The organism is Streptomyces sp. NRRL WC-3742, from assembly GCF_000720635.1.
GTDB lineage: Bacteria > Actinomycetota > Actinomycetes > Streptomycetales > Streptomycetaceae > Kitasatospora.
Window position 1 is genome coordinate 26,153 of record NZ_JOCF01000085.1, and the last position, 14,007, is coordinate 40,159.

The window sequence follows — 14,007 nt, forward strand, 5'->3', positions numbered from 1 at the left end:
GCCTGGTCACAGCAACAGCCGTGTCCCGGGCGGGAGTTCACCCGCCCGGGCCGCGTCGTGCAGATGCGCCAGCAGGGTGGCGTGCAGCGCCTCCGCCGCCCGGGTCGGCGGCAGCCCCGGGCCGTGCGCGAGGGCGATCGTGCGCCCCAGGCCCGGCCCGGCGAAGGGCGTCACCGCCAGCCCCGAGCGGGCCGCCACCATCCCGGGCACCACGGCCGGCCCGAGCCCGGCCCGTACGAAGCCGAGCACCGCGTCCATCTCCCCGCCCTCCACGGCGAACTCGGGCTCGAACCCGGCCTCCCGGCAGGCCGCCAGCGTCGCCTCCCGCAGGTCGTAGCCCTCCCGGAACATCACCAGCGGGCGCCCCTCCAGCTCCGTCACCCGGATCCTCGCCCTTCCCGGGCGCTCCGCGGAGACCAGCACCAGTTCCTCGTGCAGCAGCCCGGTGACGCCCGGCTGCTCCCCGCCCGGCGGGGCGATCACCAGCGCGAGGTCGAGCTCCCCCGCCTCCAGCAGCCCCACCAGGTCGCGCGAGCCGCCCTCGCGGATCACCATCGCCACCCCCGGATGACGGTCCCGGAAGGCCCGCAGCACGTCCGGCACCAGGCTGGTGCACAGGCTCGGCGGCGCCCCCAGCCGCACCCGGCCCCGGCGCAGCTGCACCGTCTCCTGGACGGCGAGGCGGGCACTCTCGGTGTCCGCCACGATGCGCCGGGCCAGCGGCAGCAGCGCGTCCCCCGCGTCGGTCAGGGCGATGTTGCCGCGCGTACGGTGGAACAGCTCCGCGCCCAACTCCCGTTCCAGGGACCGGATCTGCTGGGAGAGCGAGGGCTGGGCCACCCGCACCGCCTCGGCGGCCCGGGTGAAATGGCAGGTATCGGCCACGGCCAGGAAGTAGCGGAGCTGCTGCAGCTGCATTCCCCCAGCGTACGGCGCCTCCATAGGCAGGGCCTATCGTCACCAGCCGCATCATGTCTTGGACGCACCCCCGCGCATCTCCCTACCGTTGTCGCCATGACAACCGCGACGCGGACGGGCCGCCCTCCGTCCCTCCTCTTGAACCTGTGGCGGTCGACCGTCGGCAAGAAGGCCGTCATGGCCGTCAGCGGACTCCTCATGCTGCTGTACCTGGTCGCCCACATGCTGGGCAACCTGCAGATCTTCTTCGGGCCGGCCGAGATCAACCACTACGCCCACTGGCTGCGCACCCTCGGCACGCCCTTCCTGCGCTACGAGTGGCTGCTGTGGATCTTCCGGGCCGGCCTGCTCGCGGCCGTCGTCGCGCACGGCGTCTCCGCGTACCAGCTCAGCCGCCGCGACCTCGCCGCCCGGCCCACCAAGTACGCCCACCGGCGCCGGCGCGCCAGCTACGCGACCCGCACGATGCGCTGGGGCGGGGTGATCCTGGGCCTGTTCGTGGTCTGGCACATCCTCGACCTCACCACCGGCACCGTGAACCCCGTCGGCGAGCACGAGCACCCGTACCAGAACATCGTGGCCTCCTTCGACCGCTGGCCCGTCAGCCTGTTCTACATCCTCGCGGTGCTCTCCCTGGGCCTCCACATCCGGCACGGCTTCTGGAGCGCCGCCCAGACCCTCGGCGCCAACAACCCCCGCCGCGACCGCACCCTCAAGATCGCCGCCAACGGCCTGGCCCTGGCGCTGACCTGCGGCTTCGTGTCCGTGCCCGTGGCCGTGATGATCGGAGTCGTCCAGTGAGCTACCTCGACTACACCGTCGGCGACCCGGTCACCGACACCAAGGCCCCCGCCGGGCCGATCGAGCAGCGCTGGGACGAGCGCCGGTTCCAGGCCAAGCTCGTCAACCCGGCCAACCGGCGCAAGCACACCGTGATCGTGGTCGGCACGGGCCTGGCGGGCGGCGCGGCCGGCGCCACTCTCGCCGAACAGGGCTACCACGTCGTCCAGTTCTGCTTCCAGGACTCCCCGCGCCGGGCCCACTCGATCGCCGCCCAGGGCGGCATCAACGCGGCCAAGAACTACCGCAACGACGGCGACTCCATCCGCCGCCTCTTCTACGACACCGTCAAGGGCGGCGACTTCCGCGCCCGCGAGTCCAACGTGCACCGGCTCGCCCAGGTGTCGGTGGAGATCATCGACCAGTGCGTCGCCCAGGGCGTGCCCTTCGCCCGCGAGTACGGGGGCCTGCTCGACACCCGCTCCTTCGGCGGCGTCCAGGTCTCCCGCACCTTCTACGCCCGGGGCCAGACGGGCCAGCAGCTGCTGCTCGGCGCCTACCAGGCGCTCTCGCGGCAGATCGCCGCCGGGAACGTGGAGATGCACCCGCGCACCGAGATGCTCGACCTGATCGTGGTCGACGGACGGGCCCGCGGCATCGTCGCCCGGGACCTGGTCACCGGCGAGATCCGCAGCTATACCGCCGACGCCGTCGTCCTCGCCAGCGGCGGCTACGGCAACGTCTTCTACCTCTCCACCAACGCCAAGAACTCCAACGCCACCGCGATCTGGCGGGCGCACCGGCGCGGCGCCCACTTCGCCAACCCCTGCTTCACCCAGATCCACCCCACCTGCATCCCGCGCTCCGGGGAGCACCAGTCCAAGCTCACCCTGATGAGCGAGTCCCTGCGCAACGACGGCCGCATCTGGGTTCCCAAGGCCCAGGGCGACACCCGCCCGCCCGCGCAGATCCCCGAGGAGGAGCGCGACTACTACCTCGAGCGCATCTACCCCTCCTTCGGCAACCTGGTGCCCCGCGACATCGCCTCCCGCGCCGCCAAGAACGTCTGCGACGAGGGCCGCGGCGTCGGCCCCGGCGGGCAGGGCGTCTACCTGGACTTCGCCGACGCCATCCGCCGGCTCGGCCGGGACGCCGTCGAGGCCAAGTACGGCAACCTCTTCGAGATGTACGAACGCATCACCGCCGAGGACCCGTACCAGGTGCCGATGCGCATCTACCCGGCGATCCACTACACGATGGGCGGGCTCTGGGTCGACTACGACCTCCAGACCTCCGTACCCGGTCTGTTCGCCATCGGCGAGGCCAACTTCTCCGACCACGGCGCCAACCGCCTCGGCGCCAGCGCGCTGATGCAGGGCCTCGCCGACGGCTACTTCGTCCTGCCGCCCACCCTCAACGACTACCTCGCCCGCCACCCGCTGCCCGCCGTGCCCGGCGACCACCCGGCCGTCACCGAGGCGGAGGCCGAGGTCGAGGACCGGCTCAACCTGATCCTCGCCGTCGACGGCGACCGCACCCCCGACTCCTTCCACCGGGAACTCGGCGAACTCCTCTGGGACGAGTGCGGCATGGCCCGCGACGAGGCCGGGCTCAGGCGGGCCCTCGCCAGGATCCCCGAGCTGCGCGAGGAGTTCTGGCGCCGCATCAAGGTCCCCGGTACGGGCCAGGAGCTCAACCAGTCCCTGGAGAAGGCCAACCGGCTCGTCGACTACTTCGAACTCGCCGAACTCATGTGCCTCGACGCCCTCCACCGCGCCGAGTCCTGCGGAGGCCACTTCCGCACCGAGAGCCAGACCCCCGACGGCGAGGCCGCCCGCCGCGACGAGGAGTTCACCTACGCCGCCGCCTGGGAGTTCACCGGCACCGGCACCGCCCCCGTCCTGCACCGCGAGGCCCTCGCCTTCGAGCACGTCCACCCCACCCAGCGGAGTTACGCATGAACCTCACCCTTCGCATCTGGCGCCAGGCGGGCCCGGAGTCGGCCGGTTCGATGACCACCTACCAGGTCTCCGGGATCAGCCCCGACATGTCCTTCCTGGAGATGCTCGACACCCTCAACGAGGAGCTGATCCTGCGCGGCGACCAGCCCGTCGCCTTCGACCACGACTGCCGCGAGGGCATCTGCGGCGCCTGCGGCATGGTCATCAACGGCCAGGCGCACGGCCCCGAGCGCACCACGACCTGCCAGCTGCACATGCGCCACTTCGACGACGGCGACACCATCGACGTCGAGCCCTGGCGGGCCGCCGCCTTCCCGGTCGTCAAGGACCTGGTCGTCGACCGCTCCGCCTTCGACCGGATCATCGGCTCCGGCGGCTACATCACCGCCCCCACCGGCAGCGCCCCCGAGGCCCACGCCACGCCCGTCCCCAAGGAGGTGGCGGACCTCGCCTTCGAGCACGCCGAGTGCATCGGCTGCGGCGCCTGCGTGGCGGCCTGCCCCAACGGCTCGGCGATGCTCTTCACCTCCGCCAAGGTCGTCCACCTCAACGTCCTCCCGCAGGGCGGCCCCGAGCGCACCTCCCGGGTGCGCGAGATGGTCGGCACGATGGACGCCGAGGGCTTCGGCGGCTGCACCAACACCGGCGAGTGCGCCACGGCCTGCCCCAAGGGCATCCCCCTGACCGGCATCGCCACCCTGAACCGCGAGTTCCTCCGCGCCTCCCTCGGCGGCTGACGCTCCCCCTGTACGGTCGGCCCCCCGCGGCGGTGCTCATCGCGGGGGGCCGACATCTGTTCGGGGGCGCGTGGTCCCATCTCGCGCTCCCCGTACGGGTGGTGGATCGGCGGCACCGGTCCTCGATCCCGGGATTTCGCGCTACGGTGGTCCTCCGCTACGGAAGGACGGCATATGCCTGAGGTTCAGTCCTGTTCCGGCTGCGGCGGGTCCGGGGGGACCCAGAAGACCGAGGCGACGGTCGATCTGGACGAGGAAGGAAGCATGGTGCCCAGGGTCCACGAGTTCTGGTCACCCTGCGGTCGGTGCCACGGATCGGGAACGGTGGTCGTCGGATGAGGCTGGTCTTCGAGTGCGTCGAGTGCGGCGGGCACTACCTGCCGCCCGAGAACATGAGCTACCCGGACGGGCCCGCCTCGCCCGTGTGGTGCTCCGCCTGCCAGGGCGCGAAGCGGGCGGAGGGCCTCCGGGAGGACCCGCTGCTGGCCCGGGTCGCCCTGGCGGCCGCGCGCGCCGCGCTGGCACGCCGGGCGGCCGACCAGGCCGAGCCCGTCGCCGCTGCCCAGGGCCGCGGCGACGTCCGCCCGTCCCGCCCGCCGCTGTCCCGCCGGGCCCGGTCGGGGCCGGGCGGGGTGCGCGGCAAGCTCGGCTAGATTCCGCCGCTGGATTCCGCCGCGAGGATCACGCCGCGGCCGGCCGCGCGCACCGCGGCTGACCCACGAGCCTTTTCAGCCGGAACCTCCTGATCGTTAGGATGAAACATCTTTCTCAGGAGGTGGCCGGTGCAGCCTGCGCCCGGGGGTGTCGGTGAGGTCCTGCGGCTTCGGCTCGGGGAGCTCAGCCCGGCCGAGCGGAAGGTGGCGCGGGTGCTGCTCGCGGCCTATCCGGCGGCCGGGTTCGAGACGGTGGCCCGGCTGGCCGAGCGGGCCGGGGTGAGTGCGCCGACGGTGGTGCGGTTCGCGCAGCGGCTGGGGTTCCGGGGGTATCCGGAGTTCCAGCAGGCGCTGCGGGACGAGCTGGAGGAGCGCGACGCCTCGCCGCTGAGCATGTACGGGTCGGCGGAGTTCGCCGAACGGGCCGAGGCCGAGGGCGGGTTGCTGGCGCGCAGTGGGCGGGTGTTCGGCGACTCGGTCGCGGCGACCTTCCGGATGCTCCCGCAGGACGAGGTCGACCGGGCGATCGCCCTGCTGGCCGATCCGGCCCGCCGGATCACGGTGGTGGGCGGGCGGTTCACCCACATGCTGGCCTCCTACCTCTGCCTGCACCTGGTGCAGATGCGGGCGGACTGCCGCACGATCTCCGAGGCGCCGGTCCAACGGGCCGCCACGCTGGCGGAGTTGGGGCGCCGGGACGTGGTCGTGGCCCTGGACATCCGGCGCTACGAGACCGCCACGCTGAAGCTGGCACGGGCGGCGCGCGCCCGCGGGGCCACCGTCGTCCTGGTGACCGACACCTGGCTGTCCCCGATCGCCGAGGTGGCCCAGGTGGTACTGCCGACCGTGGTGACCTCGCCCTCGCCGTACGACACCCTGGTGCCGGCCATGGCGGTGCTGGAGACCCTGGTCGCCGGGGTTCTCGCCTCGCTCGGCGAGGCGGCGACGGCGCGGATGGCCGCCTGCGAGCAGGCGACGGGGGAGATCTCGCTGTTCTGATCCGGCCGCCGGCCGACGACCGTCCGTCCGTCCGTCCGTCCGTCCGTCGCAGGCTCGCCGCCGCGCCTGTCCGAAGCCCTTCCGGTACCCGTCGGTGCCGGGAGGGCTTCGGTGCGTCCGGGGGCCGGCGCGAGAGTTATCGCATTGAAACACCTGTTACATCTATCGCAGAGCGGCAGTCATATGTAATTTGTTTCTCCATCGCCGCCTCCCCCTCGCGGCTGCAAGGAGACCCCCATGCCCGTTCACCCCCTGGCCAGACGCGCCGGCGCCCTCGCGGCCGCGGTGAGCTGCACGCTGCTCGCCGCCGCCTGCGGACCGGACTCGCAGTCCGCCGACTCCGCCGCCCCGGCCGTCGCGGGTGTCGACGTCAAGGTCGACCAGTCCCTCCACGACGCGCTCCCCGGCGCGATCAAGTCCTCCGGCGTGGTGCGGGTCGCCTCCGACGTGCCGTACGCGCCGTTCGAGATGTACGCGAGTGCGGGCAGCACCCGGATCACCGGGATCGACTACGACCTCGGCCAGGCCCTGGGCGCCAAGCTCGGGGTGAAGTTCGACTTCAAGCCGGTGAAGTTCGAGGGCATCATCGCCGCCATCGACGCGGGCCAGTACGACCTGGCGATGTCCGACATGGGCGACCGCAAGTCCCGCGAGGAGAAGCTCGACTTCGTCGACTACACCCAGGACGGCACCGGCATCCTGGTCGCCAAGGGCAATCCGTCCCACCTCGGCGCCTTCACCGACCTGTGCGGCCGGCCGGTGTCCACGGAGGCCGGCACCAACTCCGAGAAGTTCGTCAAGGACAGCCAGCACCTGTGCACGGACGCCGGCAGGCCGCCGATCGACCTTCAGACCTACCCCAAGGACAGCGACGGCCAGCTCGCGATCAAGGCCGGCAAGGTGGTCGCGCACGTCCTGGACTTCGCCGCCGCCGGCTACGCCTCCGCCACCGCCGACCAGGGCGCCTCCTTCGAGGTGGTCAAGGACCCGGCGGCGCCCAACGGCTACAACTCCACGCCGAACGGCATCGCGGTGGCCAGGTCCCAGCCCCAGTTGGCCGACGCCGTCCAGAAGGCGCTCCAGCAGCTCATCGACGACGGCACCTACGGCAAGATCCTCGCCAAGTACGGGGAGTCCTCGATCGCGGTCGCCCAGGCCGGGCGCAACACGGCGGTGAGCTGAGCATGGTCCCCTCCACCTCCACCTCCACCTCCACCTCCGCCACCTCGTCCGCCTCCGCCCTTCCGCTCAGCGGCGGCGACACCCAGGCCGGGCCGTCGCTGGAGCCCGTCGTCCCACTGCGGCACCACGGCCGCCACGCCGGCGCCGCGGTCGCCCTGGTGTGCCTGGGCGGCGTGCTCTGGTCCTTCGGCAAGAACCCCAACCTCGACTGGCCCACCATCGGCGAGTACCTGCTCAGGGACCTCACCCTGGAGGGCCTGTGGACCACGGTGTGGCTCACCGTGGTCGCGATGGCCGTCGGGCTGGCCGGCGGCGTCCTGGTCGCGGTGATGCGGCTGTCCCACAACCCGGTGCTGCGCGGGATCTCCTCGCTCTACGTCTGGGTCTTCCGGGGCACCCCGCTGCTCGTCCAGATCATCTTCTGGGGATTCCTCGGGGCGTTCTACAAGCACGTCATGATCGGTATCCCGTTCACCCACGTCACCTTCTTCTCCACCCCCACCAGCGCCCTGGTGGACGCGACCACCGCGGCCCTGCTCGCGCTGGGGCTCAACGAGGTCGCGTACGCCTCGGAGATCATCCGGGCCGGCATCCAGGCCGTCGACCGGGGTCAGACCGAGGCCGCCCAGGCCCTCGGCATGACGCCTGCGCTGACCATGCGCCGGATCGTCCTGCCGCAGGCGATGCGCTCCATCATCCCGCCGCTCGGCAACGAGGTCGTCACCATGCTCAAGTCCACCGCGATGGTCTCCGTGATCGCGGGCCACGACCTGCTCTCCAACCTCCAGGACGTCTACGCCCAGAACTACAAGGTCATTCCGCTGCTCGTGGTCGCCAGCCTCTGGTACCTGGTGCTGAGCAGCTTGCTGAGCCTGCCCCAGGCATGGCTGGAGCGCCGCTTCGGAGGTGCCCGATGAACTCCGTGTCGATGAACGAGGCGCCCATGGTGGTCGCCGAGGGTGTCCGCAAGCGCTACGGGTCCGTGGACGTGCTGCGCGGCGTGGACCTGACCGTCCGGCGCGGCGAGGTCTGCTGCCTGCTCGGCCCCTCCGGCTCGGGCAAGTCCACCTTCCTGCGCTGCGTCAACCGCCTGGAGAAGGCGGACGGCGGCAGCATCACCGTCGACGGCGAGCCGGTCGGCCACCGCCGTCACCGGGGCCGGCGCCACGAGCTGCGGGAGAAGGAGGTGGCCGCCGCCCGCCGCGAGGTCGGCATGGTCTTCCAGCGGTTCAACCTCTTCCCGCACCTCACCGCCGTCGAGAACATCATGGAGGCGCCGGTGCGCGTCAAGGGCGTCGGCAGGGAGGAGGCGCGCAGGCGGGCCTCGGTGCTGCTCGACCGGGTCGGCCTGGCCGCCAAGGCCGACAGCCGCCCCTCCCAGCTGTCCGGCGGCCAACAGCAACGCGTCGCCATCGCACGGGCGTTGGCGATGGACCCCAAGCTGATGCTCTTCGACGAGCCGACCTCGGCGCTCGACCCCGAGCTGGTCGGCGAGGTCCTCGACGTGATGCGCGGCCTCGCCGAGGACGGCATGACGATGATCGTGGTCACCCACGAGATCGGGTTCGCCCGCGAGGTCGCGGACACCGTCGTCTTCCTGGACGGAGGCGTGATCGTCGAATCCGGTCCGCCCGCCGAGGTGCTGACCGCACCCCGGCAGGAGCGCACCCGCTCGTTCCTGGCGAAGGTCCTGTGACCGCCCCCGCGCACCCCGGGTGCGCCATCGACCTGCTCCAGCGGCACGTCCGGGCCCGCTACGAAGGCTTCCTCTCCGACCTGGCCCGGCTGGTCTCGGTGGACTGCGGCAGCTGGAACGCCGCGGGCGTCAACCTGGTCGCCGACTTCTGCGCCGACCGGCTCGCCTCGCTCGGCTTCACCGTCACCCGCACGCCCGCCGAGGACGACGACGGCCGGCCCCTCGGCGACATCGTGGTGGCCCGGCGCCGCGGCGACCTCCCGGACGGCCGCCGCATCCTGCTCCTCGCCCACATGGACACCGTCTACGACGACGGCACGGCTGCCGCCCGGCCCCTGCGGATCGAGGACGGCATCGCCTACGGCCCCGGCGTCACGGACGACAAGGGCGGCCTGCTGGCCGGCCTCCACGCCGCCGCGGCCATCGGCGACAGCGGCGAACACCCGTACGCCGAGCTGGTGTTCCTGCTCACCCCGGACGAGGAGATCAGCTCGGCCGCCAGCCAGCCGACCATCGAGCGGCTGGCCGCCGAGGCCGACTACGCGCTCTGCCTGGAGGCCGCCCGGGAGAACGGCGACCTGGTCTGGGCCCGCAAGGGCATCGCCGACCTGCACCTCACCGTCACCGGCCGGGCCGCGCACTCCGGTGTCGAGCCCGAGCGGGGAGCCAACGCCGCGCTGGCCGCCGCCCACCTGATCACCGCGCTCCAGGGGCTGAACGGGCGGTGGCCCACCGTCACCGTCAACGTCGGTGTGGTGCACGCGGGTTCACGGACCAACGTGGTCTGCGCCGAGGCGAGGCTGGAGATGGAGATCCGCGCGGCCAGCACCGAGGAGATGGACTCCGCCCTCGCCGCCGTCGAGGAACTCGCCCTGCACCCGAGCGTCCCCGGCACGTCGGTGGCCGTCCACCGGCCCGCCGCCTGGCCGCCGATGGCGCCCACGGAGGAGGTCGCGGGCATGGTCGCCGAGGCTCAGGAGATCGCCGCCGATCTGGGCTTCCCGGTCACGGCGGTCGCCACCGGCGGGGCGGCCGACGCCAACCTGGCCTCCGCCCGGGTGCCCGTCCTGGACGGTCTCGGCCCGATCGGGGGCGGCGACCACAGCCCCGCCGAGTGGCTCGACCTGAGCAGCGTCGTCCCCCGTACCACCCTGCTCGCGGCGCTGATCACCCGCCTGGGATCGAGGGCGTGACGTTCGGACCACGCCGGATCAGCGGTCGTCGTCGGGGCCCGTGCCCCGGCGGCGGCCCGCAGGCGGGAGTTTGACGGCAGGCCCTAGAACAGCGCCTCCTGCGTGTCCGGCTCCGGCGGGCGCACCCGCTCCTCGACGGCGAGGCCCGCGCAGGCGCGGCCGGTGACGGGGGTGAGCGTCCAGCCCGTCAGGCGCCGGGTGTCCAGCAGCAGCGGGCCGGAGCCGTCCGGCTGGTCCAGGAACAGGTGGCGGCCCACCGGCGGGCGCAGCGCCCCGGCGATCACCGCGCCGTCCGCCAGGGCGGTGATCTCCCCGTACGCCTCCGGGGCGCCGGCGGCGAGGCCGAAGCGGTCGACGTGGTCCACCACCGGGCGGTCGGCGAGCAGTTCCACCGCGTGCCCGTCCAGCAGTCGGTGGGCACGCTCGCGGGCCTCGGTGAGGACGGTGCGGCGGTGCGCCTCGTCCCCGTGCGACCACCAGTGGTCCACCTTGAGACGGGCCTTGAAGCGCTCCCGGGCCATCCCCGAGGCGGAGACGGTGAGTTCGGCGCGGCGCACGGCGGGCAGGCTGCCCCGGGCAGTGAACGCGTAGGCCAGGGCGCCCTGTTCGAGCAGCCGGCTGTCCCCGCGCTGCTCGGCCGTCAGGCCCACCTTCAGCAGGCCCTCGCCGAACCAGGCGAGGTAGAGCATGTACGTGCGGCCGTCGTCGAGGATCTGGTCCCGGGCGAGCGCGAGGCCCCGGTCCACGCTCTGGCAGGCCGGGCACTGGGTAGCCCCGCCGTCCGGGGGGACGGTCGCGTGGTGCGGGCACGCCGTACGCTCCGTCGCGCCCGCCAGCCAGGCCCCGACACAGCGGCGCGGGCCGTGCAGCAGCCAGCCCACCTCGGCCCCGGGCTCGACGGCGCGCTCGTGCACCCGGGCGCCGGAGACGGCCCCGAGCAGGGCGCGGCCGCCGTGCCAGCTCAGGCCGGTGGACATCCATCCGGGACGCTGCACCCCGATCGTCACGCCTCTCCCTCACATGGAGTGGATCGAAAGGAGAGAGGCTACCCGGTGGCACCGACAGAGCGGCCGGCTAAGCCGAGCGGCCGACCCCGACGATGAACGCCGGGTACGTGTTGCCCGTGTCCGGCGAGTCCCACGCGCTCACCGGCCCCCGGCCGATGTTCGGGGCGGTGTTGCCGCTCGGCCAGTCGGCGTGCGCCGTGCCGGCCGTCAGGGCGGCGATGCCGGCGGCAGCGGCGGCGGCCACGGCGAGGCGGCGAAGGGCGTGGTGCTTCATGAACTCTCCCCCGGAGTAGGCGTTCTGGCGATCCTCACCCAGCCCGATCCCGGTGTCCAGCCCCGGGATGCGAGCCCGCAGGGACGTGCAGGTCGCGGCGGGTTCACCGGGCGCTCTATTGTGGCCGAGCGCGACAGCGCGGTGACGTGAATGGGGTGGAACGGTGGCGGGGCGGCGGAACAGCGGGGTGCTGGCGGTCTGGGCGGAGGCGCAGCGGCAGCAGCAGCGCCGGGAGGAGGCCCGCTGGCGTGCCGAGGCGGCGGAGCTGCGGCGGCACGAGCGCGATCAGCGGGAGGCACAGCGGGCGGCCGCCCGTAACGAGCGGGAGGCGAAGGCCGCCTACCAGCAGTCGCGGGAGGCGGAGGCGGCCCAGCGGACAGCCGAACTGGACGCCAGGGTCGGGGAGTTGCGCGGTCTGCTGGCGGCCGGTCTGGCGGCGCCCGCGTTCGGGCCGCAGGTGCTGCTGGCTCCGCGTCCGTTGGCGTCGTTCGATCCGGGCCCGCTGGGTGTGGCCGTTGCGATGCCGGACCAGCGCGATGCGAAGTACTACGTGACGCCGCCGGACGCCGTCCAGGCCCGTAACGCCGGGGTGCGGCGCCAGTACGAGCAGTACCTCGCGCAGGCCCGGGCCGACTTCGAGCGGGACTGGTACGCGGCGCAGGCGCGGGAGGCGGAGCGGCAGCAGCGGCTGGCCGCCTACCACCAGGAGTACCTGGCGTGGGCGGAGCGTGTCCGCCGTGAGGACGCCGAGCGGGCGGCCGGTACGGAGGAGTTGCTGCGGCGTCTGCAGGCGGGTGAACCGGAGGCCGTCCAGGAGTACTTCACGGCGGGGCTGTACGCCTCGGCGGCCTGGCCGGAGGGTTTCCCGCACGCCCTGGTGGCGGCCTGGGACGCGGCGAACCGGGAGCTGGTGGTGAACTGGGAGCTGCCGGGTCCGGACGTGGTGCCGGCGGCGGCCCGGGTGCGGTACGTGAAGTCGGACGACCGCGAGGCGGAGGTGGCCCGCCCGGCGACGGAGCGCAAGGCGCTGTACAAGGAGGTGCTGGCGCAGTCGGCGCTGCGGGTGGCGGCGGAGCTGTTCCGGGCGGACCGGGACGGCCTGCTGGAGTCGGTGGTGCTGAACGGCTTCGTGCTGGGCATCGACCCGGCGACGGGCCGGGAGGCGGAGCGCTTCCTGTCGACGCTGACGGCCTCCCGCGCGGACTTCGCCGCCCTGGCGCTGGACCGGGTGGCCCCGGTGGAGTGCCTGCTGGGCCTGGGCGGCAAGTTGTCCTCGCGCCCGGAGCGGCTGGACGAGGTGAAGCCGGGCCGGCTGCCGGAGCAGGTGGGCGGCAGTGTGGCGGGGCAGGGCGGGGAGGGCGATCCGGACCTCTTCGAGATGGACCCGATCGAGTTCGAGGAGCTGATCGCGGAGCTGTTCCGGCTGCGCGGCTTCCGGGTGATGACCACGGCCCGCAGCGGGGACGTCGGCGTGGACGTGGTGGCCGAGGACGTGGATCCGGTGACGGGCGGAAAGATCGTCATCCAGGCGAAGCGGTACAGGAAGACGGTGCCGCCGACGGCCGTGCGCGACCTGGAGTCCACCGTGCGCCACCACGGCGCGATCAAGGGCATCCTCGTCACCACGGCGGGCTTCGGCCGGGGCTCGTACTCCTACATCGAGGGCAAGCCGCTGACGCTGGTGACCGGCCCGGAGCTGGTGGACCTGCTGGCCGAGCAGGGCCTGCGCGGCCGCCTCGGTGGCGGCCCGGCGCCCGCTGCGGAGGCGCCCCGGGAGGAGGCCCCGCAGAGCGCGCTGACGGTGAGTTGGCAGAGCCGGGCCGCCACCGGGGGCGCGGTGGAGCTGGACGTGACGGCCTTCCTGTGCGCGGGCGGCCGGGTGCTGAGCGACGAGCACTTCGTGTTCTTCAACAACCCGCAGGACCCGGACGGCGCCGTGCGGCTGCACCCGACGCGGTCGGTGCCGGGCGAGCCGGTGCGGGAGGCCCGGCTGAGCGTGGACCTGCACCGGCTGTCGGCGGCCGTGCAGGAGGTGGTGGTCGCGGTCTCCACCGAGGAGGAGGAGCCCGGTCCGCTGCCGCTCGGCCAGGTGTACGGGCTGGCGGTGGGGGCCTCGTACGGTCCGGGCGCGGACGGGCCGGCGCGCTGGCCGGGCGCCAACGGGGGCGTGCCGGACTCGGCGATGGTGCTGGGCTCGTTCCGGCGGGGGCAGGGCGGCTGGCGGTTCGAGCCGTCGGGCCGCACGGTGGCGAAGGGCCTGGCGGGGCTGGCGACGGCCTTCGGCGTCTCGGTGGAGTAGGTGGAGCAGGTGGAGCAGGTGGAGCAGGCTGCGTAGAAGGAGTGGAAGGACCTTGGTCCTCCGGGACGGGTCATACCTGGGGAGGAGACGGGCCCCCGCCGCACCACCGAGTCGACGGGGGCCGTCCGTCTGTTCGGCATACGGATCACCCCTTCACCTGTTGAAAGGATGAAACGGTAGGAATACCCGATTCATCCCTCAGGAGTCCTCCGTGACCACGTCGACCGCAACCGCCGTCCGTACCGGTCGGGCGGCCGCCCGCGCGACCGGCCTGAACAAGGTCTACGGGGAGGGCGAGACCCGCGTGG

General features: G+C 73.1%; 13 protein-coding genes. 10 read left to right on the forward strand and 3 right to left on the reverse strand.

The genetic code is table 11. The annotated features are described in order from the left end of the window. Window positions 1-6: 6 nt before the first annotated feature. Window positions 7-918 carry a LysR family transcriptional regulator gene (locus tag IH61_RS0134555; RefSeq protein WP_031077282.1) on the reverse strand — a complete coding sequence of 304 codons (912 nt, stop codon included), beginning with the start codon at window positions 916-918 and terminating at the stop codon, window positions 7-9. A 96-nt stretch (window positions 919-1,014) separates the two neighbouring features. Between IH61_RS0134555 and IH61_RS0134560 the strand changes: the two genes are divergently transcribed. From IH61_RS0134560 to IH61_RS0134600, 9 genes are all read left to right on the forward strand, one after another. Further along, entirely contained in the window at window positions 1,015-1,719 is a 705-nt protein-coding gene (locus IH61_RS0134560) for a succinate dehydrogenase cytochrome b subunit (protein WP_031077284.1), read from the forward strand. Next, window positions 1,716-3,659 (forward strand): fumarate reductase/succinate dehydrogenase flavoprotein subunit, encoded by a 1,944-nt coding sequence (locus IH61_RS0134565; protein ID WP_031077286.1) that lies wholly within the window; start codon window positions 1,716-1,718, stop codon window positions 3,657-3,659. Before IH61_RS0134560 ends, IH61_RS0134565 begins: the two co-directional genes overlap by 4 nt. Further along, complete coding sequence (locus tag IH61_RS0134570; protein WP_031077287.1) at window positions 3,656-4,396, forward strand: succinate dehydrogenase/fumarate reductase iron-sulfur subunit; 741 nt, start codon at window positions 3,656-3,658, stop codon at window positions 4,394-4,396. The genes IH61_RS0134565 and IH61_RS0134570 overlap by 4 nt, the downstream gene beginning before the upstream one ends. 335 nt (window positions 4,397-4,731) lie before the next feature. After that, window positions 4,732-5,049, forward strand: coding sequence for a hypothetical protein (locus IH61_RS0134575; RefSeq protein WP_031077288.1), 318 nt, complete (start codon window positions 4,732-4,734; stop codon window positions 5,047-5,049). A 129-nt stretch (window positions 5,050-5,178) separates the two neighbouring features. Next, window positions 5,179-6,048, forward strand: a complete 870-nt coding sequence (locus IH61_RS0134580) for a MurR/RpiR family transcriptional regulator (protein WP_031077289.1) — start codon at window positions 5,179-5,181, stop codon at window positions 6,046-6,048. 237 nt (window positions 6,049-6,285) lie between these two features. Beyond that, window positions 6,286-7,230 carry an ABC transporter substrate-binding protein gene (locus tag IH61_RS0134585; protein ID WP_031077290.1) on the forward strand — a complete coding sequence of 315 codons (945 nt, stop codon included), beginning with the start codon at window positions 6,286-6,288 and terminating at the stop codon, window positions 7,228-7,230. Window positions 7,231-7,232: 2 nt separating this feature from the next. Beyond that, the gene (locus IH61_RS0134590) at window positions 7,233-8,147 is read left to right on the forward strand and encodes an amino acid ABC transporter permease (protein WP_107057316.1); all 915 of its coding nucleotides are present in this window, start codon (window positions 7,233-7,235) and stop codon (window positions 8,145-8,147) included. 26 nt (window positions 8,148-8,173) lie between these two features. Beyond that, entirely contained in the window at window positions 8,174-8,926 is a 753-nt protein-coding gene (locus IH61_RS0134595; protein WP_037973750.1) for an amino acid ABC transporter ATP-binding protein, read from the forward strand. Next, on the forward strand, window positions 8,923-10,119 hold the full coding sequence (locus IH61_RS0134600) for a M20 family metallopeptidase (RefSeq protein WP_051838547.1): 1,197 nt from the start codon (window positions 8,923-8,925) through the stop codon (window positions 10,117-10,119). The genes IH61_RS0134595 and IH61_RS0134600 overlap by 4 nt, the downstream gene beginning before the upstream one ends. A gap of 83 nt (window positions 10,120-10,202) precedes the next feature. On the opposite strand, the gene IH61_RS0134605 is transcribed toward IH61_RS0134600, so the two are convergent. Both IH61_RS0134605 and IH61_RS0134610 read right to left on the reverse strand, forming a co-directional pair. Then, entirely contained in the window at window positions 10,203-11,096 is an 894-nt protein-coding gene (locus tag IH61_RS0134605) for a DUF2797 domain-containing protein (protein ID WP_051838548.1), read from the reverse strand. Between the two features lie 97 nt (window positions 11,097-11,193). Continuing rightward, the gene (locus IH61_RS0134610) at window positions 11,194-11,400 is read right to left on the reverse strand and encodes a hypothetical protein (protein ID WP_031077297.1); all 207 of its coding nucleotides are present in this window, start codon (window positions 11,398-11,400) and stop codon (window positions 11,194-11,196) included. Between the two features lie 163 nt (window positions 11,401-11,563). Here IH61_RS0134610 and IH61_RS0134615 point away from each other — a divergent pair, with 163 nt between their 5' ends. After that, the gene (locus tag IH61_RS0134615) at window positions 11,564-13,699 is read left to right on the forward strand and encodes a restriction endonuclease (protein WP_037973743.1); all 2,136 of its coding nucleotides are present in this window, start codon (window positions 11,564-11,566) and stop codon (window positions 13,697-13,699) included. Window positions 13,700-14,007: the final 308 nt, after the last annotated feature.

Excerpts from the sequence above, each read along its gene's own strand:
- IH61_RS0134555 (WP_031077282.1), bottom strand. The coding sequence starts at position 918 with ATGCAGCTGCAGCAGCTCCGCTACTTCCTGGCCGTGGCCGATACCTGC.
- IH61_RS0134560 (WP_031077284.1), top strand. The coding sequence starts at position 1,015 with ATGACAACCGCGACGCGGACGGGCCGCCCTCCGTCCCTCCTCTTGAAC.
- IH61_RS0134570 (WP_031077287.1), top strand. The coding sequence starts at position 3,656 with ATGAACCTCACCCTTCGCATCTGGCGCCAGGCGGGCCCGGAGTCGGCC.
- IH61_RS0134575 (WP_031077288.1), top strand. The coding sequence starts at position 4,732 with ATGAGGCTGGTCTTCGAGTGCGTCGAGTGCGGCGGGCACTACCTGCCG.
- IH61_RS0134585 (WP_031077290.1), top strand. The coding sequence starts at position 6,286 with ATGCCCGTTCACCCCCTGGCCAGACGCGCCGGCGCCCTCGCGGCCGCG.
- IH61_RS0134590 (WP_107057316.1), top strand. The coding sequence starts at position 7,233 with ATGGTCCCCTCCACCTCCACCTCCACCTCCACCTCCGCCACCTCGTCC.
- IH61_RS0134595 (WP_037973750.1), top strand. The coding sequence starts at position 8,174 with ATGGTGGTCGCCGAGGGTGTCCGCAAGCGCTACGGGTCCGTGGACGTG.
- IH61_RS0134605 (WP_051838548.1), bottom strand. The coding sequence starts at position 11,096 with ATGTCCACCGGCCTGAGCTGGCACGGCGGCCGCGCCCTGCTCGGGGCC.
- IH61_RS0134610 (WP_031077297.1), bottom strand. The coding sequence starts at position 11,400 with ATGAAGCACCACGCCCTTCGCCGCCTCGCCGTGGCCGCCGCCGCTGCC.